Genomic DNA, 22,934 nt, shown 5'->3' on the forward strand with positions numbered 1-22,934 from the left:
AATCTCACGATCAAACAAAAGGGGTGTATGTTTGGTATGTGATTTATTTCACATCCTTATCGTATCACCATATAACTGTAACATCAACAATTCACAATGATTTTCACAGAACTGTAACATTCGTTCTTTTTCAAAGCTATTTTACTTTATATCGATATAACATAAATAGTATTGTAGATACTAAAAAAAACAGTCACGTCCACCTTATTCATTGGTGGACGTGACTGTTCTTGCTCGTATTACTTTTTCAATAAAAGTGCTTCAAGTTCATTTAGTTTCTCTTCAAACACGCGACATGCTTCTTCAATCGGTGCGGCACTTGTCATATCGACTCCTGCCTTTTTCAACACTTCTATAGGATAATCAGAAGATCCCGCCTTTAAGAAGTTATTAATATAACGTTCTACGGCTGGTTCGCCTTCATTCAGAATTTGATTGCTTAGTGCAACTGCGGCACTATATCCTGTTGCATATTGGTACACATAATAGTTGTAGTAGAAATGTGGAATTCTTGCCCATTCAAGTCCAATTTCTTCATCAATCACAATGTCTTCACCAAAATATTTCTTGTTTAATTCGTAATATTCTTCCGTTAACTTATCAGCTGTTAACGCAACCCCGTCCTGATCCAATTGATGAATACGGTGCTCAAATTCAGCAAACATCGTCTGACGGAAAACAGTTCCTCTGAATCCATCTAGCCAGTAGTTTAGGAGATAAATTCGTTTTTGCTCATCTTTAATTGTTTTTAGTAAATGATCGTTTAAAATCGCTTCATTCACCGTGGATGCAACTTCCGCAACAAAAATTGAGTAGCCGCTGTAGACATAAGGTTGGTTTTTTCGTGAATAATAACTATGCACGCTGTGTCCAAACTCATGTGCAAGTGTAAACAAATTATTCGCACTGTCTTGCCAGTTCATAAGCACATAAGGATTGGTCCCGTATGAACCAGATGAATAAGCCCCCGAACGCTTCCCTTTGTTCTCACGTACGTCGACCCAACGATTTTCTAGTCCTTCTTTAACAATGGATACGTATTCTTCGCCAAGTGGATGAAAACTCTCCAGCATCGTTTGTGTTGCTTCCTCGTATGGGATTTTCATATCCGCATCTTTCACAAGGGGAGCATACAGATCCCACATATGGAGTTCATCTAATTCAAAAACTTGTTTCCGAAGAGCAACATATCGTTGCAGCAAGTGGACATTGTTATTGATTGTCGTCACAAGATTTTCGTATACTTGTTCAGGAATATGGTTATTCGACATTGCTGCCTCACGTGCCGATGAGTAATTGCGAATGCGTGCATTGACGTTATTACTCTTCACATTACCCGTTAAAGTTGAGGCAAATGTATTTTTAAATTGGCCATATACCGAATACATCGCTTTAAATGCTTCTTCTCTAACTTCGGGATTATCACTTTCTAGGAATCCAACGTATCGACCATGTGTTAACTCTACGTCTTCACCGTCATCGTCTTTAACAATCGGAAATTTTAAGTCCGCATTATTTAACATACTGAATGTTTCCGATGAACTTCCTACTACTTCGGATATTTGAGCAAGCAACGCCTCCTGCTCAGCAGGTAAAATATGTGGTCGTTGTGCATTGATTTCTTCAAATTCTTGTTTGTATAAACGCAGTCCATCATGCTCCTCAATAGATTTAGATAATTTATCTTCATCAATTGACATAAGCTCAGGCAAGAAGAATGACAAAGCAGTCGACACTTTAACGAAAAGTGATTTAATACGACCGTCCATAGCCTGATAGAAACCATTTGTTGTATCCTGATCAGTTTTCAAATGTGCATATGTGTAAAGCTTACGCAAACGAACTGTCAAAGCATCACGATACTCCAAAGCAGATAGAAGAGCTTCTGAACCATTTCCAAGAGTTCCTTCAAAAGACGCTGCTTTTAAAGTGAATTCTTCCACTTCTTTATACTCTTTTTCCCATGCTTCATCGGTTTCAAAAATGTCTTCAAGGCGCCAAGTTTCTTCAACCTTCACCTCATCACGATTTAATACTTTGTTTTTATTGTCAGCTGTCATTTATAGTCCCCCTTCTCCCTTTAGTTCGGGAAACGAATCATTTCTATTTTCTCAATCTTCATTCCTTTTTGCAAGTAATCGTTCTGCAAATAGTTGAACTATTTTTTCATCACTAAAATCACCAACGTCTTGTAGCGAATCTATGCCCGCAGAGAGCAACAGATCTCGATATGCTATACATCCTTTGACTTGATTGTATGAAGGGTGGTCAAGTTCTCGAATAAAAGTTTTTGCTAATTGTTTCGATAGATTACTAATCCTAAGACCCTTTCTCATTAAAAATCTGAGCAATCTAATTTGCCACTCGCAGCTGTGTTCCCGAAATTCAGTAGAAAATGGCACCGGTAACCCAATCCAAGATGGTAATTCAAGAGGGTGAATTCTCAACTCATAGCAACATCTTAAAAAAGGATCATTAATCCCTTTTCTGTTCAATAAAACCCGTGAATTTAAAAATTTAATTCGATTTGCACTATAAATCTTTACGTACTCATTTAGTTCGTTGCTAGTTGCTGTTTTAGGTCGAGCAAAAGGGAAGGTTTGCATCTTAATAGGTAGGACTCGGTGAATGCCTATATATCTCTTTCCGGATATATGAATAAGATTACTAAAATAATGGAACTGCTTTGTTTGGGGATTGTATGTGAGGAAAACAAGTCCTTCTGGGGTTTGGTACGTAAAGAAGCTTTCATGAAATTTAGAGAAATCATATGCACAAACGCCCTGTGGGAGTGAGCGGATTTTTGCCGGGGTAAGCAAAAGCCATATTGGTCGCATTCCTGCGCTTAAGTAACCATTCGTTCTCTGTTTTATAATGTTCACGGGAATTGTACTGCACTGAAACTCAATCGGCACCTGATTAGAATTTGTTGTTACGAGTAGATCAGGACGTTGTGATAAAGCGCTAAAATACGGTTCCAGTTGGACTTCTTGTTCATTTTTCAAGAAAAATTCATATAACTGTCTTTTTCCTTCAAGATGAATTTGGGATTCTCCTTCTGAAAAAGATGCGGTACAGCTTGCTTGGTTCTCGTGCGCAAAATGCGGAATCACAATATCCCCGACTTTCAGATGAACAGGATCATCGCATTGTGGACAATAGAAATTAACCTTCTTTCGCCAATCTCTTAATTGTTCTTTTTCCATCTCATTGGATAGAGTAATAATCGTTCCATCTTCTTTTTTAGCAGTTAAAATAGCTTCTCCCTCCTTTTCTCCATTAATTTTACGAATACTCAGACAGAATAGCAAGTACAAGTTGGATTTTTTATTTTTTAAAGCTTTTGACTGGAGTATATCGTAATTACCTTCTTACCTTGGTTGTTTCATTGAACAGCGCTAAACACTGATTTCCAGAAAGTTCACAACGTTTTGGAAACCTCGCAACTTTTCAGGGTAACTTCGCAACGTTTTCCGGAAACCTCGCAACGTTTTCTGGGAACCTCACAACGTTTTCCAAACTTCGCAACGTTCTCCGGAAACTTCACAACGTTCTCCGGTAACTTCGCAACGTTCACCGGTAACTTCGCAACGTTTTCGTATTAACACCACAATTGTCGCCAATCAAAAAAATGCAGCTACCCGATTGGGAGCTGCATTTTAATGTTAGTCAAGGTGTTCCAAAAAACGAATCTGTTTGTGTGAATACATCAGATTCCATAATTACATTGCCATATTCCTCTAGACGATGGATTGTCACATTAGATGCTGTTCCGAATTCTGTGATGACACTGTAAAGATCTGTTTTTTGCATATCATCCATATCAGGTGCATCATACAAAACGTGCAAGTAGAAAATGTCCTCAAGTGAGTGAAGTGATGTTGTTACATTATATTCTTTCACTCGACTGGAAAGCATAATAACTTCTTCGAATTCTTTAAAGTAAAAAGTGTTCTCAAGCCACTCCATTGTACCACCTGGTCCAATCGTCGCATTTTCTTCTGAGTCATCCAAAACTTCAATGTTGGGTCGGAATGGTTTCTTTGAATCGTCTCCTGAAAAAGGAGATTCTTCTAATTCGCCATCTTCTGAAGTCTGAGCGCGTGTAACCGTTACTTCAATGCCCTTATTCATCGCATGGACTTGAATCCATAATGGACCATCGACTTCAAACTCAGCCTCTTCATTAATTTCGTCCATCATTTCCCAAAAAAGCTCTTCGCTTTTATCGCGATTATACCAAACTTCTTCACGAGTGAAACCACGTTCTTCGATATCATTATATGATAGAAAAAACTTAACTGTATTTTCGTTTATACGTTCGATTTCCATCTCTCAATCTCTCCCTTCCTACGAAATAGGTTCTATCCTATTTCTTTTAATAATATGCAATCAATCTGCAATGCCTTACTCTTAATATATGACTGCTCGGTGAGATTTGAAAGGGTTTCGCCTTACAATGACAACTTTAGATAGTAATAGCATTGTAGAGAACTTTTTATATGAATGCAAGGCAAAATTGAAAAGCCGATAGGATTACGGCATTTTTCAATGTCATACCCCTACCAGCTCATTATTATTCTGCTTTAATTAGTTTACCATACGGCGTGCTTCAAGCAACTGGTAAGCCCTAACTTTTCTTGGAAGGAAGCGACGAATTTCATCTTCATTGTATCCGACTTGCAACCTTTTCTCATCGAGAATAATCGGTCTTCTAAGTAGCCCAGGATGTTCTTGAATCAACTCATAAAGTCTTTGTAATGGAAGACTTTCTACGTCTACATTTAGTTTTTGGAATATTTTAGATCTTGTTGAAATAATTTCATCTGTACCGTCTTCAGTCATACGGAGGATTTCTTTTATCTCATCAATATTTAATGGTTCAGAAAAGATATTACGCTCTGTATATGGAATTTCATGTTCCTCCAACCATGCTTTAGCTTTTCTGCATGACGTACAGCTCGGTGATGTAAATAATGTGACCATCATAATGCCGACACTTCCTTTCAGATTGAATCATAGCAAATGTATTTATAGAAATTTATTTAGAATAATTATAATCTAACCTAATCTAAGTACTATTATACACACATTTATTAGTGATGAATACTCTTTTTGTGAAATAATTAACAATTATTGACCAATGTTCACAATTCCTTAATATTAGCGAGTTATCAATGATCTAGAGCTTACTTTAATGTTCTACTCTTTGTTATACCCTTCATATTGACTAAATAAACATCTGTTTGAAAATTTACTTCAGTTCTCAATTAGATTCTCCTTAGTGAAAAAATCTAACTACACTTAATAATACGTTTGTAAAACGAAAAGGTTTCATTTAGTACAAAAAGAATTCCAAAACACCTTAAGCATTTTGGAATTCTTTTCTTATTTGTAAGTAACTCCTGGAGTATAACGATTTCCAGCATTCCATAGTAGATATTCATCGATGCCATTGTCTTTTAGCCCTTTAATTTGAGCTTCTACTTCAGCCTTACCATATTTTAAGTAGTTACCAGCCCCAAGCCATGGTGCACTGAAGTCTTGAATCCACGGTCGTGATATTGGTGGGTTTTCAAGTGCTCCCAAGACTTCGTTCTCTACTTTTGCATATTCGGATACTAATCGATAAGGTTCTAGATCTGGTTTTTGAATACCGAAATAAGATGTCCAATGACTTGGATAAATCATCGAAGATATAACATCGACGTTTTCAGATATTCTAGAGAAGTTTTGACCAATTCCCGGCGCTTCCGCTAACGTTGCCGCATATCCAAAGATATCAACAGAAACTTTAACACCATATGGATGCAGTTTCTCACGAGCATATTCTACAAAATCAGTAATTGCTTCAACTCGTCGCTGCACTGGATCTAGTTCTGATTCTTCATAATCCTCAAACACATACTTTAATGCATCATGACGTTTTTCAAAGCCTTCTGGAAAACGAACATAGTCAAATTGAATTTCTTGAAAACCCATTTTTGCAGCTTCAATCGCAATGTTGACGTTATGATCCCAAACTTCCTTCATGAATGGATTTACAAAGGATTCCCCACGTCCGTTTTTCCATACTTTATCGCCATCCATAAACGTTAAGTCATGACGTTTCTCCGCAAGTACACTGTCTTTGAATACGACAATTCGACCAATTGGATAAATTTCATTTTCTTCAAGTTCTTTAAGCATCTTATTCGGATCTTTTATATAACGTTTTCCGATGTCTAATGATGCCAACTCGGAATCCTCATCCGGAACATACGTAATGTTTCCATAGTCGTCTTTAATATCAATGACCATTGCGTTCAGGTCCGTTGTATTCATAAGTTCAACTAAATTTTCAAATCGTGCGCCTCCTGCAGAATGTCCTGTTACATATATCCCGCGAATAGCGTCCGGATATTGAAATGTTAGTCCAGAATCGAATTTAAACATTGGTGAATTAGAAACCAATTCCTTATCTATTTCTTCAAATCCATATGTACGTTCTGTAAAATTTTCTACCTTTTGATTTTCATCTGCCCATACTGTCATTGGTATCGTTATACAGACGATTGCTAATAAAGCCGTTATCCACTTTACGTGTTTCATTTCGACAACATTCCTTCCTTTCTTACAATATTAGCAATAATAAAGATTAATTGAAAGGTATATTTCATTCAATTTTATTGCAAAATAAATATCTTAGGTTTATAATTCATAAAATATTACAAATGAACGGCAACGATGGAAAGAGTATTTCTGCTTTCAGTTTTTAGAGAGTCTGTGGTTGGTGCGAACAGATAACTTAGCAGAAAGAATTGGGTTCCTGAGCTTGATGGATGAACCGCTAATTGGTTAAGTAGTCTGTCACGTTTCCCGCGTTATGGGACTTTGAGTGGCCTTCGGGCAATTCGGGTGGTACCACGGTTGAATTCGATTCAGTCGTCCCTCTATTAGTAGAGGGGCGACTTTTTTTGTGCGCCTACAGGACGTAGGCGTGCGGCTATTGCCACAGGAAGTGGCGTACTTTAGCCGCCTTCCCTTCTAGACGTAGGCGTGCGGCTTTTGCCACAGGACGTGGCGTTCTTCAGCCGCTTTCCTTTTCAGGACGTAGGCGTGCGGCTATTGCCACAAGACGTGGCGTTCTTTAGCCGCCTTCCTTTTCGGGACGTAGGCGTGCGGCTATTGCCACAGGACGTGGCGTTCTTTAGCCGCTTTTCATTGAAGATTAAAAAACCTAAAAATACAAATATGGAGGAATTTAGTATGAAAACAATTTTTTCAGGCATACAACCAACAGGTATTATAACACTTGGTAATTATATCGGAGCAGTTCGTCAGTTTACTGAACTTCAGCATGAATACGATTGTTTGTTTTGCATTGTCGACCAACACGCGATCACAGTTCAACAAGACCCAGCCGAATTAAGAAAGGCCATCCGTTCCCTTGCAGCGATTTACATAGCAAGTGGAATAGATCCCGAAAAGGCTGTGGTTTTCATCCAATCCGAGGTTCCTGCACACGCACAAGCCGGATGGATTATGCAAAGCATCGCCTATATTGGTGAACTTGAACGCATGACACAGTTTAAAGATAAGTCTGATGGTAAAAACGCAGTATCCGCTGCCCTACTTACGTATCCCCCATTAATGGCGGCTGATATCCTCTTGTACAACACAGATATCGTTCCCGTTGGTGATGATCAAAAACAACATCTCGAGATCACCAGAGACTTGGCAGAACGCTTTAACAGTCGTTACGGCGAAGTGTTAACGGTTCCCGAAATCAAAGTTCCTGAAAATGGTGCTCGTATTAAGTCTTTGCAAGATCCACTTAAAAAAATGAGTAAATCCGATCCAAATAAAAGAGGTACACTTTCTCTATTGGATACGCCAAAAGAAATTGAAAAGAAAATAAAAAGTGCCGTAACCGATTCGGAGGGCATCGTTCGATTCGACACGGTCAATAAACCAGGTGTTTCTAATTTATTGACCATCGAGTCTGCTTTAAGCAATGTTTCAATTGCGGACCTTGTAACGAAATACGAAGGTCTTGGCTACGGTGCATTTAAAGCAGGAGTCGCCGAAGCAATTATTAATCATCTTTCCCCAATCCAAGAAAAGTATTATGAGCTTCTGGAGTCGTCTGTCTTAGATGATATGCTCGATAAAGGCGCGGAAAAAGCGAATGCTATTGCTTCCGATACTCTTCGAAAAATGGAGAATGCGATGGGGCTCGGTAGGCAACGGTAATTGCTAATACGAGTGACGAAACAATTAGCAAAGTGAAATCAGGCGTCCGAATGATGTAATACAGGACTTGATTCCACTCATAACCTAGAGTTCTATAGTTGAAGTAAAATATAATGTGAGTGGCGCTAATTACAATTAAACCGTAACTTATGAGAAATATAAATAGTCGTGTAATCGCAGCTCATCCTTTAGCTTTTCTTTCACTATATGAACAAGCACCCTACTTTTAGACGAAGCACTAAAGAACTTGCGTTTTTTTATACTATTAATAAATAGACAACTTTCTATTCTGTTTTGAATGGAAGGTTGTTTTTTGATTGATGGATAGTTTTACTATCGTTTACTACATTTCGTCTTAAACGAAAGTGTATCCGTGTTGCTAGCACTATTTATTAATAGTTCTAAACTCCCGACTTGCAAGCGAACTAACACTGAGTGCAAGCAAACCAACACTTAGTGCAAGCAAACCAACACCGAGTGCAAGCAAACCAACACTAAGTGCAAGCAAACAAAGAAATCCCGAAGAATCATTATTCTTTTCCATAAAAAAGGCACTCCAGCTTCGGAGTGCCTTTTGCTTACATTTTTTTGAATACGAGTGAAGCATTATGTCCGCCAAAACCAAGTGAGTTGCTCATTGCATACTCAATGTCTGCTTTGCGGGCGGCATTTGGTACGTAATCCAAATCACATTCAGGATCTGCATTTACATAATTCATAGTCGGAGGAAGAATTCCCTCTTTTAACGCTTTCACTGTGAATATCGCCTCAAGACCACCAGCAGCTCCCAAAAGGTGACCTGTCAGCGCTTTAGTCGAGCTCATTGCAAGTTTATAAGCATGATCGCCAAAAACGGTTTTTGCTGCCAACGTTTCAAATAGGTCATTGTACGGCGTGCTTGTTCCGTGTGCATTGATATAACCGATTTGTTCTGGTGTAATTTCACCCTGTTCAATCGCCTGTTGCATTGCGCGCGCCGCCCCTTCACCCTCCGGAGCCGGAGCCGTGATATGATGTGCATCGCCTGTTGAACCATAACCAATTAGTTCTGCATAAATTTTTGCCCCACGCGCTACGGCATGTTCGTATTCTTCAAGAATTAAAATTCCTGCTCCTTCACCAATCACAAAACCATCGCGGTCTTTATCAAAAGGACGTGAAGCTGTGTTAGGGTCCGGATTCAAGGATAGTGCTGTATTCGCACAGAATCCTGCAACAGCCATTGTTGTAATTGGTGCCTCTGCACCGCCTGTAATCATTACATCAGCATCGCCCCTGCGGATTACTTCGAATGCATCTCCAATAGAGTTCGTACCCGAAGCACAAGCCGTCACGGTACATGAGTTAATTCCTTTAGCTCCGAAATAGATTCCAACTTGGCCTGAAGCCATATCTGGAATCATCATCGGGACAAAAAACGGACTTACACGGCGGTAGCCGCGTTCTTGAAAGATTTTGAACTGTTGTTCATGTGTTTCCATGCCGCCAATTCCAGAACCAATCCAGACACCTGTACGAAGTTTTAAATCTTCATCCAATTCAAGATTTGCATCTTTCATTGCCATCACTGACGCAGCAAGTGCGTAATGTGTGAACCGGTCCATTTTGCGGGCTTCTTTTTTAACAATATAATCTTCTATATTAAAATCTTTTACTTCAGCTGCAACTTTAACTGGAAATTGTTCGCTGTCCAGTCTCGTTAACATACCAATACCAGATTTACCGTTAATAACTGCTTCCCATGATTCTTCAGCTGAATTTCCAACTGGTGAAACGGCACCAACACCCGTTACTACTACACGCTTTTTAGTCAAAGTATTAACTCCCCTTTATTATAAATTAGATTAATTATCTTCCCCATTTAATACATAGTGCTCCCCAAGTTAAGCCTCCGCCAAACCCAACAAGAACGATAACATCATCGTCTTTTACTTTTCCTTCTTCTAAGTCATCAAAAAGGGAAATTGGAATGGATGCGGAAGAGGTATTGCCATATTTATGAACGGTTTTAGACATTTTTTCAATGGGTAAACCCAGTCGAACACGAGATGATTCCATAATTCGGATATTCGCCTGGTGCGGAATTAAATAGTCGACTTCGGATGTTGTAAGACCCGCTTTTTCAATAACATTTACTGCTGATTGTCCCATTTGACGGACTGCGAACTTGAACACTTCACGGCCGTTCATAATTAGTTTGTCAGCCTGGTAGAGATGTTTTCCACCACTGCCGTCTGCCCCTAGTTCAAAGGATAAAATCCCTCGCCCTTCACTAACTTTTCCTACTATTGTTGCTCCAGCGCCATCTCCGAAAAGAACTGCAGTGTTACGATCATCCCAGTCTGTTATTCTCGAAAGTTTTTCTACTCCGACAACTAGAACATAATCGTAAGTTCCAGCCTCAACAAAATGTTTCGCTGTTACAACTCCGTACATAAAACCTGCACATGCTGCAGAAACGTCCATTGCTGCTGCATTCTTCGCACCTAGCTTTTCTTGAAGCATTGCTGCTACAGATGGAAAAGGTTGGTCCGGTGTGACTGTTGCAACAAGTATCAGACCAATTTCTTCTGGATTGATACCGGCATTTTTAATCGCATCTTGAGCTGCGTGATACGCCATGTCCGATGTATTTATAGAATCGTCTGCGATTCGTCTTTCTTCAATCCCAGTACGTGAACGAATCCACTCATCTGTTGTATCCATTTGTTTCTCTAAATCTGCATTCGTTACAATATTGGGCGGCACATACTTACCCATACTGATGAGACCAGCATTCATAAAACATCCTCCATTCATTATCATCTGTTATTAGTACCTAGTATCAATAATAAGAGAAATGAACACAATTTACAACCTACCGACACTATTTAGCCAAAATAAAGTTCATTCTGCATAGATAATTCTTTCTCGATAGGGAACCCTATGATATGATAGTTTTAGAAATAGTAATGTAGAGGTGAATTAAATGAAAATCATAATGACATTTATCTGGTCTTTCTTATTAGTATCATTGTTAAACTATGTTGTTGGTTCTATCGCGAACATTCCATTTAACTTTGAAGCAGGAGTAATTATTTCACTTGGTTTTTCTGTTTTGATCCTTGTAATAGGTCAAATAATCCCTGAAGGTACTGTAGCAGACCATTAATCAGTAAATAAAAGAGCCACTCGGTTTTTCTCCGAGTGGCTCTTTTGTTTATCGTTGATTCACAGTCAACTTACCTTCTACCATCGACAAATGTAAACCGTCGCCCCGTTCGAGATGACCTCCTATCAATTCTTTAGCAACAACTGTTTCTACATGTCGCTGAATGAATCGTTTCAAAGGTCTTGCACCAAAATCAGCATCCGTTCCTTGTTCTACTATCCACTCAAGAACCTCATCCTCATAACTCAGAACAATTTCTTGCTCACTTAGTCGTTTAACAAGATCTTCAAGCATTTTCCGTGTAATCAGCTGGAACGAACTGCTTGTAAGGGAATGGAATATAATAATGTCATCCATTCGGTTGAGCAGTTCCGGTTTAAAGTGATTTTTTAATTCAGCAAGTACCAAATCTTCTGCGGCATGATTTTCAGTACCTTCCAAACCAGTCAACAAATACGAGGAACCGATGTTGGACGTCATAATAATGACCGTATTTGTGAAATTGACAAGTCTTCCCTGGCTATCTGTAATACGTCCATCATCCAAAACTTGCAGAAGAATATTTGCAACATCAGGATGAGCTTTTTCAATTTCATCTAATAAAATAACCGAATAGGGATTTCTACGCACGGCTTCCGTCAATTGTCCGCCTTCTTCGTAACCGATATATCCCGGCGGCGCTCCGACCAACCTCGACACACTGTGTTTCTCCATATACTCTGACATATCAATTCGAATGAAGTGATCTTCCGAGTCAAATAAAGTCGCAGCGAGTGTTTTCGCAAGCTCTGTTTTCCCGACTCCAGTAGGTCCTAAGAATAAAAACGAACCAATAGGCTTAGCTGGATCCTTAATGCCTGCACGGGCACGCCAAACAGCTTCTGTGACGAGTTGTACTGCGTCGTCCTGACCGATTACTCGCTCCTTCAATGTTTCATGCAAACGTAACAATTTTTCTCTTTCACCTTCAACAAGTTTTGTTACCGGAATTCCCGTCCAGCGCGCAACAATCATTGCGATTTCCTCTTCCGTTACTTCTTCTCGCAGCAGCCGATTCTCTTTTCCGTCTAATAATGGCTTTTCGGACGCTGCAAGTTCTGCTTCCAAAGCTGGAATTTTACCATGTCGAAGTTCAGCAGCTTTATTCAAATCAAAACGATTTTCTGCATCTTCAAGTTCTCGGCGATAACGATCGAGTTGTCCCCGCTTTTCTTGGATATCGCTTAGTGTTTTCTTCTCCGATTCCCATTGTGAACGCATACCAGCTGACGAATCTTTCAACTCTTGAAGTTCAGCTCTTAAAGCTTCGAGCCGAGACTTACTTGCAGAATCTTTCTCTTTACGAAGAGCTTGTTCTTCAATTTCAAGTTGCATCATTCGGCGTGTCACTTGATCGAGTTCTTGCGGCATTGAATCGATTTCAGTTCGAATCATCGCACTTGCTTCGTCAATCAAGTCAATTGCTTTATCCGGTAAAAATCGTTCCGTTAAGTAGCGATCAGACAAGGCTGCAGCTGCAACTATTGCGCGGTCATGAATTCGTACCCCATGATGCAGCTCATACATTTCTTTAAGCCCTCGTAAAATTGAAACCGTATCTTCAACAGACGGTTCACGAACGAGAACTTTTTGAAAGCGTCTTTCAAGTGCTGGATCTTTTTCTATATTCATCCGAAATTCATCCAGCGTTGTCGCTCCGATACAAAATAGTTCGCCTCTTGCAAGCATTGGTTTCAACATATTTCCTGCATCCATCGCACCTTCAGTCTTACCAGCGCCTACAATTGTATGGATTTCATCGATAAACAAAATAATTTGACCCGAACTGTCCTTCACTTGCTTTAACACACTTTTTAGCCGTTCTTCAAATTCTCCGCGGTATTTCGCACCCGCAATAAGAGATGCCATATCTAGTTCAAATATTTCCCGACCTTTTAAACCTTCCGGAACATCACCTTTGACAATCCGTTGTGCAAGTCCTTCTACTATTGCAGTCTTCCCTACACCTGGTTCTCCAATTAGAACAGGGTTGTTTTTTGTTTTTCTAGAAAGAATTCGAATCACGTTGCGAATTTCTTCATCACGACCAATTACAGGATCCATCTTCCCTTTTTTCACATCTTTCACAAGATTACGTCCAAATTGCTCAAGCGGTGTGCGCTGGTCTTCTTGCTCTGGGTTCATTCTCATATACATCCACCTTTCAAATGTCTGACTTTGACTATCTTTGATTAATTAAATTATAATACGCCTAGTGCTTGTTGTAAAGCAATTTGTGTTGTAAAACACCTGCAATTAAATTCAAAAAAATAGACCGCATAACAATGAATCTGTCATACGATCTATACTTATAAAGAAATTATATTTAAATTAACGTACGCCTAGTGCAATTTTTGCGTAACGAGACATATATTCCTTTGACCAAGGCGGACTCCAGACAATCTTAACTTCTACCTCTTTTACTTCTGGAAGTTCCATTAGTTCTTGTTCTATATTCGCAACGATTTGTGGTCCCATTGGGCAACCCATTGACGTTAGTGTCATCGTTACAATCGCAGTTCCTTCTTCGCTTAGTTCTACATCACGAATGAGTCCTAAATTGACAATATCAATGCCAAGCTCGGGATCGATAACATTTTCAATTACACCCATCATACTATCTTTCATATCCTGACTCATGTACATACCCCTCTCAATCATTTGGTTCTTTCATCATAACAGATTTCCTGTCAATCATTCAACTGACTTGCCACCCAACTCGTTGCTTTTAACAAACCTTCTCGCGAAACTGAGTGCCCCGCAATTTCATCTGCATCAAAAACAATTCGCTCTGGCACATCATAATACTCTTTTTTCATTGCTTTATAAAAATGATATGTCGGTTCAAAAGGTACCACTGTATCGTTTTTTCCATGCCAAAAATAAAGTGGACGCTGGTTCAGCTTCTTTGGTTGTTTCGTTAAATCGAAATAAGCTAAGTTTGCAAACAACTTTTTTCTTTCATCCGCGGAGATTGGCAATTCGAATCCACCACGCTCAAAATGACCAATCTGGGCTCTCGCTAATTTTTCATAGCCTGGAGTTCCCATCATTACTAAAGCACTTGAAATCCACTCGTACGTCGTCAAGCAACCAAGTGTTGTAATTCCACCCATCGATGTGCCGCCAACCGCAATTTTTTTCGATACAATCAATTTTCGTTTCAGCAATTCTTTTTTCAGAATCCCTACCTCTTCAATTGAAGTTAAAATAACTTCCCAAAAACGAAGTCCTAATTGAACTTCATCTAAATTTTCATCTCGTACACCGTGTAGATGTGCGTCCGGTAAAATTACCCGGATCCCCTGTCTTGCTAGATTATAAGCGTAGTGAAGGTTATGTTCTTTGGCACTTGAAAAGCCATGAAGAAAGATCATGACAGGTACTTCTTGAACATCATATTGTTCTTCTACTATATGTAATATAGGAATACCATTCCATAATTCTTCTTTTAAAATCAATGGAATCACACCTTTCACTTTTAATTTAATCGTAACAAAGTTTTTCTATAAAAACAAAAAGGAAGATTAGCAAGAAGTCTCTTTTGACTTAGAGTGTCCCTTAACGATAGACTTTACTAATAAGAGGGGGAATTTGTTTGAAACCACATTTAATCGTCTTAGACCTTGATGGCACTTTACTTAATGATAAAAAAAGTATTTCAACAAAAACAGCTACAACATTAATGAACGCTACAGAACAAGGTCATCACGTAATGATTGCAACTGGAAGACCATATAGATCATCTGAACTTTATTATAACCAATTGGGTTTAAAGACTCCTATTGTTAATTTTAATGGTGCGTTTGTTCACCGCCCTGGAGATTCTAATTGGAAAAACATTCATGAAACACTTGAATTATCTGTTGTGAAAGAAGTAATGGAAGCAATGAAAGAATATCCATGGAACAACATCGTAGCCGAGGTTATGGACGATGTGTACATGCATTACCATGATGAAAAACTGATCAATGTATTTAATACCGGAAAACCTAAAATCAGAACAGGAGAAATTCAAAACCAGCTGAATGACAATCCAACAACTCTTTTAATTCAAGCAGACGAAGTGAATGTTGATGCAATTTGTAACCATCTTGGCCACGTACATGCCGAAGTTGTTGGCCACCGGATTTGGAATTCACCATGGGGCCATGTTATTGAAGTGTTCCGTCACGGACTTAGTAAAGCGGTCGGACTTGCACATGTTGCGAAATATATGGATATCCCTAGGGACCGTATTATCGCTTTTGGGGATGAAAACAATGATCTCGAAATGATTGATTATGCCGGTATCGGTGTTGCGATGGGGAACGGAATTGATGAATTAAAATCAATTGCGAATGAAGTCACACTTTCAAATAATGAAGATGGGATTGCAATCTTACTACAGGAACGGTTAAACTTAAAATAAGAATAATTAGACTATATTAATAATTGGGGGTTTATACTTGAAAATTTTTGCAGATAGTGCTTGTGATTTACCTAAAGAATTTTTTAAAGAGAACGAGGTAACTCTCATTCCACTTCACGTTTTAATTGACGACAAAGAATATAAAGACATCGTGGATATCGATTCGCGAGAAGTATATAAAGCGATTCGAGAAGGTAAAAACCCTAAGACTTCCCAAGTATCACCTGAACTTTTATTAGAACTATGGGAAGAATTGGCCACTTCTGGTGATGAGGGTATCTACATTTCCTTTTCATCTGAATTATCGGGAACGTACGATACGAGCGTGATGATTAAAAACCAAGTACTTGAATCCAATCCTAATTTAAACCTGATTACGATTGATTCTAAATGTGCGTCACTCGGTTACGGCCTTCTTATAAAAGAAGCTGTTCGACTTCGCAACGAAAACGAAGATCTTGAAACGATTGAAAGAAAAATCCGTTTTATGGCAGCACATATGGAACATTTATTCACAGTAGAAGATTTGGATTATATGGCACGAGGCGGTCGTGTATCCAAAACAAGTGCATTTATTGGTGGGTTACTCAATATTAAGCCCCTTCTACATGTTGAAGACGGAAAGCTCGTCCCTATTGAAAAACATCGTGGTCGTAAAAAGGTGTTACGCCGAATTATAGAGTTAATGGCGGAACGCGGCTCACAATTATCGGAACAAACCATCGCCATCAGTCACGGGGACGATGAAGCGATTGCACTCGAACTCAAAGCTTTAGTTGAAGAACAGTTCCATCCAAAAAGTGTGGAAATTTACTTAATTGGTTCTGTTATTGGTGCACATGCCGGTCCTGGAACTGTTTCTGTCTTTTTTCAAAATAAACTGATCGAGTAAAATACTTATGAGGAGCAACTTATGAAAATAATTATAGTAGGCGCAATTGCAGGTGGCTCAACTGTCGCATCTCAAATCAGACGTGCCTTGCCTGAGTCACAAATCACTTTAGTTGGACGAGAACCTGATATTGGTTACGGAACATGTGGGATGCCTTACGTCATTGGTGGACTCATTAGTGACAGCGAAAAACTGGTTGGTACAACTCCAGAAGACTTTATAGAAGAACGAAACATTAATACACTTGTTCAACACGAAGTATTATCCATTGATCGCTCTAATAAAACAGTCGTAATTCAGAATATGGAAACAGAAGAACGTTTTACAGAGTCTTACGATAAATTGATATTATCACCAGGCGGTTTTTCACGAGTTCCTGAATTTAAAGGTCTCGGGGATCTTCCTTTATTTACACTTAAAACTCTATCTGATTTAGAAACAATTCTAGAGTATATTGAAAAAGAAAAACCGACTTCTTGCGCAATTGTTGGTGGTGGATTTATTGGGATTGAACTGGCGGAAAACTTTATACATCTTGGTTTGAAAACCGCTCTTATCGAACGTAATGATCGTGTGATGAAAATCATGGATGTAGAAATTACTGATATTCTCAACAAAGAAATGGAAGACAACGGCGTTGAGTTTTATTTCGAAGATGCGATTGAACGAATTGAGGGAAAAAAACTCATTATGAAAAATGGCGTAAATGTCGAAGTTGACTTTATAGCCGCAAGTGTTGGTATCATTCCGGATACAAAACTCGCAAGCGACGCAGGTCTTACGATTGGATCTACAAAAGGAATCGTTGTAAACCGTTATATGCAAACGGATGATCCAGATATTTATACAATCGGGGACGCTGCGGAATGTACCGACTGGGTTACCGGTAAACCGAAACGAGTTCAACTCGCTTGGCATGCACACCGTGCTGCTTATATCGTTTCACGTCATCTTGCTGGCAAACCTATTGAAATCAACGGCTTTCTAGGAACGACTATTACAAAGTTATTTTCATTAACAGCGGCTATGACTGGTCATTCTGCTAAAAGCTTAACGGAAGAAGGCATTTCATTCAAAACTGTAACTCATGATGGACGCTCGAATGCTGGTTATTACCCAGATCACGGGACCCTTCATTTGCGTGTCCACTACGACAGTGAAACACGCAGGATTCTTGGTGCGCAAGGGGTTGGCGATAAAGGTGTTAACAAACGTATTGATATTCTTGCGACAGCAATGATGGGTAATATAACTGTTGACGATTTATCCGCTCTAGAGCTTGCCTATTCACCGCCCTATTCTTCACCAAAAGATCCTATTAACATGCTTGGTTATAAAGCAAAATAACGAAAAACTGATTTTTGGGTTGTTCTTTTCATATGGTTTTTCAAGTACATCGTTGCTTTCCGTTCCAGGCGGACGCGTTCCGGAGGGCGTGGCTTGAGCCGCTTCCTTCGCTTCGCTCCGTCCAGGGTCTCAAGGCGCACGCTAATCCTCCCGGAGTGGCCGCCTTGCACTCCAAGCAACTAAGATTGCACATTAAAAAACAAAGAAAATATATAGAGATTTCGAGAAAGTGAGACTACACTGGTTCAGGGAATAACTTTTTTGTTCACTTTATTAATTGGACCTATCTTTTAACACTTAGTTATACGTTAACATTTATTCTAGAATACAAGTTACTAGGCACTGATAAAATAATAAGTGCTATTTAAATCCTACAGCTAATTTCACTTGGTTTCTATTAATATTGAATTTGTGTTTCCTACAATTCCTTAGCTGATTGGAGTGCGGACCGGCGACTTCAATGGGATCAGCGTGACAGTCGAAACCCCACAGGAGCGCGGTTTTTGCGACGAGGAGGCTCGACGCACGGCCCTAAGAAGAATGCTTTGTATTCTTCGACAATGGAACGCGTCCGCTCGGAACGGAAATTAGCAGGTAGTAGTAGGATTTTCTATCACATACAACCCAAAAAAACTCATCACTGATTCCTCAGTGATGAGTTTTTTTGTTCTTATATTTGTGCAGCAATTACTCCGTAATCTTTTGGTTGTAATTTGCCACTTTCGATGTCTTCAACGAAGTGACAAGCTGCTTTATGTCCTTCTACCATTGCTTGATGTGGTTTTAGAACAGGTTCTTCTTTTGAACAGATATCTTGCGCAAAAGGACATCTTGTATGGAAACGACAGCCTTCTGGTGGATCGATTGGTGATGGTACGTCCCCTCTCAAAGCAATATGAGTTTTAATATGAGTTGGATCCGGTACCGGTATCGCCGATAGTAGAGCTTTCGTATATGGGTGTTTTGGGTTTTCGAAAATGGATAACTTATCTCCAATTTCAACAATCTTTCCAAGATACATAACGATTACCCGATCTGAAATATGACGCACAACACCTAAGTCATGAGAGATAAATAAATACGTCAAATTAAATTCTTTTTGTAATTCTTCAAGCAAATTCAATACTTGCGCTTGAATTGAAACATCTAGTGCAGATACGGCTTCATCACAAATAATGAGTTTTGGGTCAACGGCAAGTGCACGTGCAATTCCAATACGTTGACGTTGCCCACCAGAAAATTCATGCGGATAACGATCTGCCTGATACTCATTTAGCCCTACTGTTTCCAGCAATTCAATAATGCGTTGACGTCGTTTTTTGGCCGGAACTGAATTTTGTATCGTCATAGCCTCATTCAGAATATCCGAAACTGTTTGACGTGGATTAATAGATGCATATGGATCTTGAAAGATTATTTGTAAATCTTTTCGTTGTTTTCTCATTTTGCCCTTCGAAAGTGTTGTCAATTCAATATCATTGAATTTGACAGATCCTTCCGTTGGCTCTTCCAACCGTAAAATCGCACGGCCCGTTGTTGACTTTCCACATCCGGATTCTCCAACAATACTAACAGTCTCACCTTCGTAGACTTCAAAACTGATATCATCCACCGCTTTAACGTGATTGATTGTACGTCCGAGCATCCCACCTTTAATGGGAAAATATTGTTTTAATCCTTCAACTTTTAGCAGTTCTTTTCTTGCCATAGACGCTCACCTCCGCCTCGCCGTCCCATCTGTCGGAATAGATCCAACAGCGGACATCGTTTCCACTATCATCTTTCAGTAAATCCGGTAATTCAGCACGACATAAATCAGTCGCAGCAGGACATCTGGGTGAAAATCTGCAACCCTTAGGCATCTCATGGACGTTTGGAACGTTTCCATGAATAGGCTCCAATTTTTCCTGATCGATATCATGACGCGGCAATGAATTCAGTAAACCAATTGTATATGGGTGCTTCGGTTCTTGGAATAAGTTGAAAATATCCGAGTATTCAACGACCTGTCCAGCATACATAACAGCAACATAATCACACGTTTCTGCCACTACTCCGAGGTCATGTGTAATAAAGACTACTGACATTCCAAGACGATGTTGCAATTCTTTTATAAGTCCAAGAATCTGTGCTTGGATTGTCACGTCAAGAGCCGTTGTTGGCTCATCAGCAATTAGGATTTCAGGATCACAAGCCAGTGCCATAGCAATCATGACACGTTGACGCATTCCACCAGAAAGTTCATAGGGATAGTTTTTAACGCGTCGATCTGGCGATGGAATTCCAACAAGTTTCAACAGGTCCACCGATTTCAGAAGTGCTTGCTTTTTGGACATTCCCTGGTGCTTAACAAGTGATTCTCCAATCTGTTGACCTACCGTAAATACTGGATTAAGTGATGTCATCGGTTCTTGGAAAATCATAGAAATTGCGTTTCCACGAATATCCCGCATTTTTTTATCTGAAAAACCAATTAAGTTTTCACCTTTAAATCGAATTTCACCATCCACGATTTTACCGTTATCAGCCAACAACTGAAGAATTGATAAAGCGGTAATACTTTTACCTGAACCTGATTCTCCAACTATGCCGAGTGTTTTCCCTTTTGGAAGTGAAAAGCTTACGCCGTCAACCGCCTTTACTTCACCATTATCTGTAAAAAAGGACGTGCGCAGATTGCGCACTTCTAACAAAGGAGTTTCCATTTTGTAATCCCTCTCTTCTTGAAACTCTATTAATTCAAATCAATTCTCTTATTTAACATACGGTACGAAATATCAACAAGCATATTCACGAAAACAAATAGCAAGGAGATAATAAGTACGGTTCCTTGTACAATCGGAAAGTCTCTTTGTCTGATTGCATCAATCGTCAAACGACCCATACCGTTGATTGCAAAAATTGTTTCAGTAATGACGGCACCGCCGAGAAATGCCCCGAACTCTAAACCGACAACTGTTATTACTGGAATGAGTGCATTTTTAAGTGCATGACGATAAGTAACAACTCTCTCGCTCAACCCTTTTGCTCGGGCAGTTCGAATATAATCTTGATCAATTACTTCCAACATCGAAGCACGTGTCATTCTCGCAATAATTGCAGCTCCACTTGTTCCAAGACAAATTACTGGAAGCAAGATTTGTCGCCAACTATCGCCCCATCCGGATGGTCTCATTTTTAAAAACTCTGGTAAATAATCGCCACCTACAGCAAACCATTGAATGAGCACTAAACCGAGCCAGAAGTTCGGCATTGAAAGTCCGAATAACGCTACAATCATAATTGTTACGTCTGCCCATGTATAATGACGGACCGCTGAAACTATACCTGCAATTAAACCAATGAAGACTGCAAGGATTGTTGCATATATTGCTAACTCCGCAGTAACCCAAAACCGGTGTTTAATCTCATCAAGTACGGGCCTTCCACTTCTAACTGAGTTACCAAGGTCACCTTGAAGAGCATTCGATACATAGTTGAAATATTGTATGTGCAAAGGTTTATTCAAACCTAATTTCTCACGAATTTGTTCAACAGATTCCTCAGTTGCTGCTTCTCCCGCCATTATCTGCGCAGCATCCCCTGGTATAAGATGCATTAGCGAGAATACGAGAATTGTAACACCAATGAGAACTGGAATTGTCTGCAAGAGTCGTCTAACTATATATTTAGCCATTCGTTTTCACCTCCATTACTTATTCATTTTCGGATCAAGCGCATCTCGTAATCCGTCACCAAAAATATTGAATGCAAGTACAACAAGGACAATCATTATTCCAGGAAACAGAATAAGATGTGGCGCATTCGACATATACGTTCGTCCATCATTTAGCATTGCTCCCCATTCAGGTGCAGGGGGTTGTGCACCAAGACCTAAAAACGATAGTCCACTAGCTGTAAGAACAGCAGTTGCAATACGCAATGTAGCTTGAACGATAATTGGCGACATGACGTTCGGTAAAATATGCTTAAATATAATTCTGAAATCAGTTGCACCGAGCGCCTTGACCGCGTCTATGTATTCTAGCTTTCGCACGGATAACGTAGACCCTCTCACAATTCGAGCAAAGGCAGGTACTGAAAATAAACCTACTGCAATAATAACGTTTGTTAAACTTCCACCAAGCACACTTACAATTGCAAGTGCTAATAAAATCCCTGGAAATGCAAGAAGTACATCCATTACTCTCATAATAATTGTGTCGATGATACCACCATAGTAACCGGAAACAATTCCCAAAATAACTCCGACAGAACCTCCCATTGCTACAGATAAAAAACCAACCTTTAATGTAAGAGCCATTCCGTGAATGATTCTAGTGAAGATGTCTCTTCCAAAATTATCCGTACCAAACCAATGATCACCTGATGGGGGTTTGAGTTTGTTCAAAACGTTTACAGCGGTTGGGCTTTGTGTAGTCAACCATGGACCTACAATCGACACCACAATAAATAATAATATGAGGATTCCCCCAACAACTGCTGCTTTGTTCTTTCGCAATCTCTTCCATACAGACTTGTAATACTCGATCCTGGGGCTCGACCTTTTCGGCCGATTTGTTGTTTCGAGTGCCTTTTCTGACATAAACTCTTACACCCTCTCTTATGCAGGCCACAATTGGCCTATTTTCAAATTGCTATTCAACAGGTAGCATATCATGAAAACTAGTTTCCGGAAATAGAATTTTCACATTATGTATTATTCCTAATAAAGTCCCACTTACTTCCATTTATTAGCATTTCCATATAAGAGGTAATTAGTTAATTATATAGATTCTCTTACACCCTAAAATATGGAACATATATATATTATTTCAATATCATAGTAATATTGTATTGTCAGAACTGATAGATTATGA

At 39.4% G+C, this 22,934-nt stretch carries 21 protein-coding genes and 1 other annotated feature; of the genes, 5 read left to right on the top strand and 16 right to left on the bottom strand.

Features of this window, described 5'->3' with window-relative positions:
* Nucleotides 1-239 precede the first annotated feature (239 nt).
* From pepF to ACFSFY_RS13980, 5 genes are all read right to left on the bottom strand, one after another.
* Complete coding sequence (gene pepF, locus ACFSFY_RS13960) at nt 240-2,060, bottom strand: oligoendopeptidase F (protein ID WP_381539004.1); 1,821 nt, start codon at nt 2,058-2,060, stop codon at nt 240-242.
* Between the two features lie 51 nt (nt 2,061-2,111).
* Nucleotides 2,112-3,317, bottom strand: a complete 1,206-nt coding sequence (locus tag ACFSFY_RS13965) for a competence protein CoiA (RefSeq protein ID WP_381539005.1) — start codon at nt 3,315-3,317, stop codon at nt 2,112-2,114.
* Nucleotides 3,318-3,669: 352 nt separating this feature from the next.
* The gene (mecA, locus tag ACFSFY_RS13970) at nt 3,670-4,332 is read right to left on the bottom strand and encodes an adaptor protein MecA (RefSeq protein WP_381539007.1); all 663 of its coding nucleotides are present in this window, start codon (nt 4,330-4,332) and stop codon (nt 3,670-3,672) included.
* A 258-nt stretch (nt 4,333-4,590) separates the two neighbouring features.
* Entirely contained in the window at nt 4,591-4,986 is a 396-nt protein-coding gene (gene spxA / locus ACFSFY_RS13975; RefSeq protein WP_186669618.1) for a transcriptional regulator SpxA, read from the bottom strand.
* A gap of 402 nt (nt 4,987-5,388) precedes the next feature.
* On the bottom strand, nt 5,389-6,591 hold the full coding sequence (locus ACFSFY_RS13980; RefSeq protein ID WP_381539009.1) for a putative glycoside hydrolase: 1,203 nt from the start codon (nt 6,589-6,591) through the stop codon (nt 5,389-5,391).
* Nucleotides 6,592-6,714: 123 nt separating this feature from the next.
* Nucleotides 6,715-6,935, top strand: a binding site (T-box leader).
* 313 nt (nt 6,936-7,248) lie between these two features.
* On the opposite strand from ACFSFY_RS13980, the gene trpS reads away from it, so the two are divergent.
* A complete protein-coding gene (trpS, locus tag ACFSFY_RS13985) occupies nt 7,249-8,235 on the top strand; it encodes a tryptophan--tRNA ligase (protein WP_381539011.1) in 987 nt (328 codons plus the stop codon).
* On the opposite strand, the gene ACFSFY_RS17560 is transcribed toward trpS, so the two are convergent.
* The 4 genes from ACFSFY_RS17560 to ACFSFY_RS14000 all read right to left on the bottom strand — a co-directional run bounded on the left by ACFSFY_RS17560 (nt 8,174) and on the right by ACFSFY_RS14000 (nt 11,016).
* Nucleotides 8,174-8,410 carry a YuzI family membrane protein gene (locus tag ACFSFY_RS17560; RefSeq protein WP_465270270.1) on the bottom strand — a complete coding sequence of 79 codons (237 nt, stop codon included), beginning with the start codon at nt 8,408-8,410 and terminating at the stop codon, nt 8,174-8,176. The genes trpS and ACFSFY_RS17560 overlap by 62 nt on opposite strands.
* A gap of 210 nt (nt 8,411-8,620) precedes the next feature.
* A complete protein-coding gene (locus tag ACFSFY_RS13990) occupies nt 8,621-8,779 on the bottom strand; it encodes a hypothetical protein (protein ID WP_381539013.1) in 159 nt (52 codons plus the stop codon).
* Nucleotides 8,780-8,813: 34 nt separating this feature from the next.
* Nucleotides 8,814-10,049 carry a beta-ketoacyl-ACP synthase II gene (gene fabF, locus ACFSFY_RS13995; protein WP_381539014.1) on the bottom strand — a complete coding sequence of 412 codons (1,236 nt, stop codon included), beginning with the start codon at nt 10,047-10,049 and terminating at the stop codon, nt 8,814-8,816.
* A 34-nt stretch (nt 10,050-10,083) separates the two neighbouring features.
* A complete protein-coding gene (locus ACFSFY_RS14000) occupies nt 10,084-11,016 on the bottom strand; it encodes a beta-ketoacyl-ACP synthase III (protein ID WP_381539016.1) in 933 nt (310 codons plus the stop codon).
* 187 nt (nt 11,017-11,203) lie between these two features.
* Between ACFSFY_RS14000 and ACFSFY_RS14005 the strand changes: the two genes are divergently transcribed.
* On the top strand, nt 11,204-11,386 hold the full coding sequence (locus tag ACFSFY_RS14005; RefSeq protein ID WP_381539018.1) for a DUF2929 family protein: 183 nt from the start codon (nt 11,204-11,206) through the stop codon (nt 11,384-11,386).
* Between the two features lie 48 nt (nt 11,387-11,434).
* Here ACFSFY_RS14005 and ACFSFY_RS14010 read toward each other — a convergent pair whose 3' ends face one another.
* The 3 genes from ACFSFY_RS14010 to ACFSFY_RS14020 form a co-directional block, all read right to left on the bottom strand.
* A complete protein-coding gene (locus ACFSFY_RS14010; RefSeq protein ID WP_381539019.1) occupies nt 11,435-13,582 on the bottom strand; it encodes an ATP-dependent Clp protease ATP-binding subunit in 2,148 nt (715 codons plus the stop codon).
* A 174-nt stretch (nt 13,583-13,756) separates the two neighbouring features.
* Nucleotides 13,757-14,065, bottom strand: coding sequence for a metal-sulfur cluster assembly factor (locus tag ACFSFY_RS14015; RefSeq protein WP_381539021.1), 309 nt, complete (start codon nt 14,063-14,065; stop codon nt 13,757-13,759).
* 50 nt (nt 14,066-14,115) lie between these two features.
* Entirely contained in the window at nt 14,116-14,895 is a 780-nt protein-coding gene (locus ACFSFY_RS14020; protein WP_381539023.1) for a prolyl oligopeptidase family serine peptidase, read from the bottom strand.
* A 128-nt stretch (nt 14,896-15,023) separates the two neighbouring features.
* Here ACFSFY_RS14020 and ACFSFY_RS14025 point away from each other — a divergent pair, with 128 nt between their 5' ends.
* From ACFSFY_RS14025 to ACFSFY_RS14035, 3 genes are read left to right on the top strand one after another with little or no spacing between them, the layout of a single operon-like run.
* Nucleotides 15,024-15,836 carry a Cof-type HAD-IIB family hydrolase gene (locus ACFSFY_RS14025; protein WP_381539025.1) on the top strand — a complete coding sequence of 271 codons (813 nt, stop codon included), beginning with the start codon at nt 15,024-15,026 and terminating at the stop codon, nt 15,834-15,836.
* Between the two features lie 37 nt (nt 15,837-15,873).
* Nucleotides 15,874-16,728, top strand: coding sequence for a DegV family protein (locus ACFSFY_RS14030; RefSeq protein ID WP_381539026.1), 855 nt, complete (start codon nt 15,874-15,876; stop codon nt 16,726-16,728).
* Nucleotides 16,729-16,749: 21 nt separating this feature from the next.
* Nucleotides 16,750-18,075 carry a CoA-disulfide reductase gene (locus ACFSFY_RS14035; RefSeq protein WP_381539028.1) on the top strand — a complete coding sequence of 442 codons (1,326 nt, stop codon included), beginning with the start codon at nt 16,750-16,752 and terminating at the stop codon, nt 18,073-18,075.
* A 670-nt stretch (nt 18,076-18,745) separates the two neighbouring features.
* Here the strand turns inward: ACFSFY_RS14035 and ACFSFY_RS14040 are convergent.
* From ACFSFY_RS14040 to nikC, 4 genes are read right to left on the bottom strand one after another with little or no spacing between them, the layout of a single operon-like run.
* Nucleotides 18,746-19,783, bottom strand: coding sequence for an ABC transporter ATP-binding protein (locus ACFSFY_RS14040; protein ID WP_381539030.1), 1,038 nt, complete (start codon nt 19,781-19,783; stop codon nt 18,746-18,748).
* On the bottom strand, nt 19,755-20,780 hold the full coding sequence (locus tag ACFSFY_RS14045) for an ABC transporter ATP-binding protein (protein ID WP_381539032.1): 1,026 nt from the start codon (nt 20,778-20,780) through the stop codon (nt 19,755-19,757). Before ACFSFY_RS14045 ends, ACFSFY_RS14040 begins: the two co-directional genes overlap by 29 nt.
* A gap of 29 nt (nt 20,781-20,809) precedes the next feature.
* Complete coding sequence (locus ACFSFY_RS14050; protein ID WP_381539034.1) at nt 20,810-21,751, bottom strand: ABC transporter permease; 942 nt, start codon at nt 21,749-21,751, stop codon at nt 20,810-20,812.
* Nucleotides 21,752-21,766: 15 nt separating this feature from the next.
* Nucleotides 21,767-22,660, bottom strand: coding sequence for a nickel transporter permease (gene nikC / locus ACFSFY_RS14055; RefSeq protein ID WP_381539036.1), 894 nt, complete (start codon nt 22,658-22,660; stop codon nt 21,767-21,769).
* Between the last annotated feature and the right edge of the window lie 274 nt (nt 22,661-22,934).

This window comes from Sporosarcina siberiensis, assembly GCF_042681925.1.
Classification (GTDB): Bacteria; Bacillota; Bacilli; order Bacillales_A; family Planococcaceae; genus Sporosarcina; species Sporosarcina siberiensis.

Excerpts from the sequence above, each read along its gene's own strand:
- mecA (WP_381539007.1), bottom strand. The coding sequence starts at position 4,332 with ATGGAAATCGAACGTATAAACGAAAATACAGTTAAGTTTTTTCTATCA.
- pepF (WP_381539004.1), bottom strand. The coding sequence starts at position 2,060 with ATGACAGCTGACAATAAAAACAAAGTATTAAATCGTGATGAGGTGAAG.
- ACFSFY_RS14040 (WP_381539030.1), bottom strand. The coding sequence starts at position 19,783 with ATGGCAAGAAAAGAACTGCTAAAAGTTGAAGGATTAAAACAATATTTT.
- nikC (WP_381539036.1), bottom strand. The coding sequence starts at position 22,660 with ATGTCAGAAAAGGCACTCGAAACAACAAATCGGCCGAAAAGGTCGAGC.
- spxA (WP_186669618.1), bottom strand. The coding sequence starts at position 4,986 with ATGGTCACATTATTTACATCACCGAGCTGTACGTCATGCAGAAAAGCT.
- ACFSFY_RS13980 (WP_381539009.1), bottom strand. The coding sequence starts at position 6,591 with ATGAAACACGTAAAGTGGATAACGGCTTTATTAGCAATCGTCTGTATA.
- ACFSFY_RS14015 (WP_381539021.1), bottom strand. The coding sequence starts at position 14,065 with ATGAGTCAGGATATGAAAGATAGTATGATGGGTGTAATTGAAAATGTT.
- ACFSFY_RS14000 (WP_381539016.1), bottom strand. The coding sequence starts at position 11,016 with ATGAATGCTGGTCTCATCAGTATGGGTAAGTATGTGCCGCCCAATATT.
- ACFSFY_RS14035 (WP_381539028.1), top strand. The coding sequence starts at position 16,750 with ATGAAAATAATTATAGTAGGCGCAATTGCAGGTGGCTCAACTGTCGCA.
- trpS (WP_381539011.1), top strand. The coding sequence starts at position 7,249 with ATGAAAACAATTTTTTCAGGCATACAACCAACAGGTATTATAACACTT.
- ACFSFY_RS14050 (WP_381539034.1), bottom strand. The coding sequence starts at position 21,751 with ATGGCTAAATATATAGTTAGACGACTCTTGCAGACAATTCCAGTTCTC.
- ACFSFY_RS14005 (WP_381539018.1), top strand. The coding sequence starts at position 11,204 with ATGAAAATCATAATGACATTTATCTGGTCTTTCTTATTAGTATCATTG.
- ACFSFY_RS13990 (WP_381539013.1), bottom strand. The coding sequence starts at position 8,779 with ATGGAAAAGAATAATGATTCTTCGGGATTTCTTTGTTTGCTTGCACTT.
- ACFSFY_RS14010 (WP_381539019.1), bottom strand. The coding sequence starts at position 13,582 with ATGTATATGAGAATGAACCCAGAGCAAGAAGACCAGCGCACACCGCTT.
- ACFSFY_RS14045 (WP_381539032.1), bottom strand. The coding sequence starts at position 20,780 with ATGGAAACTCCTTTGTTAGAAGTGCGCAATCTGCGCACGTCCTTTTTT.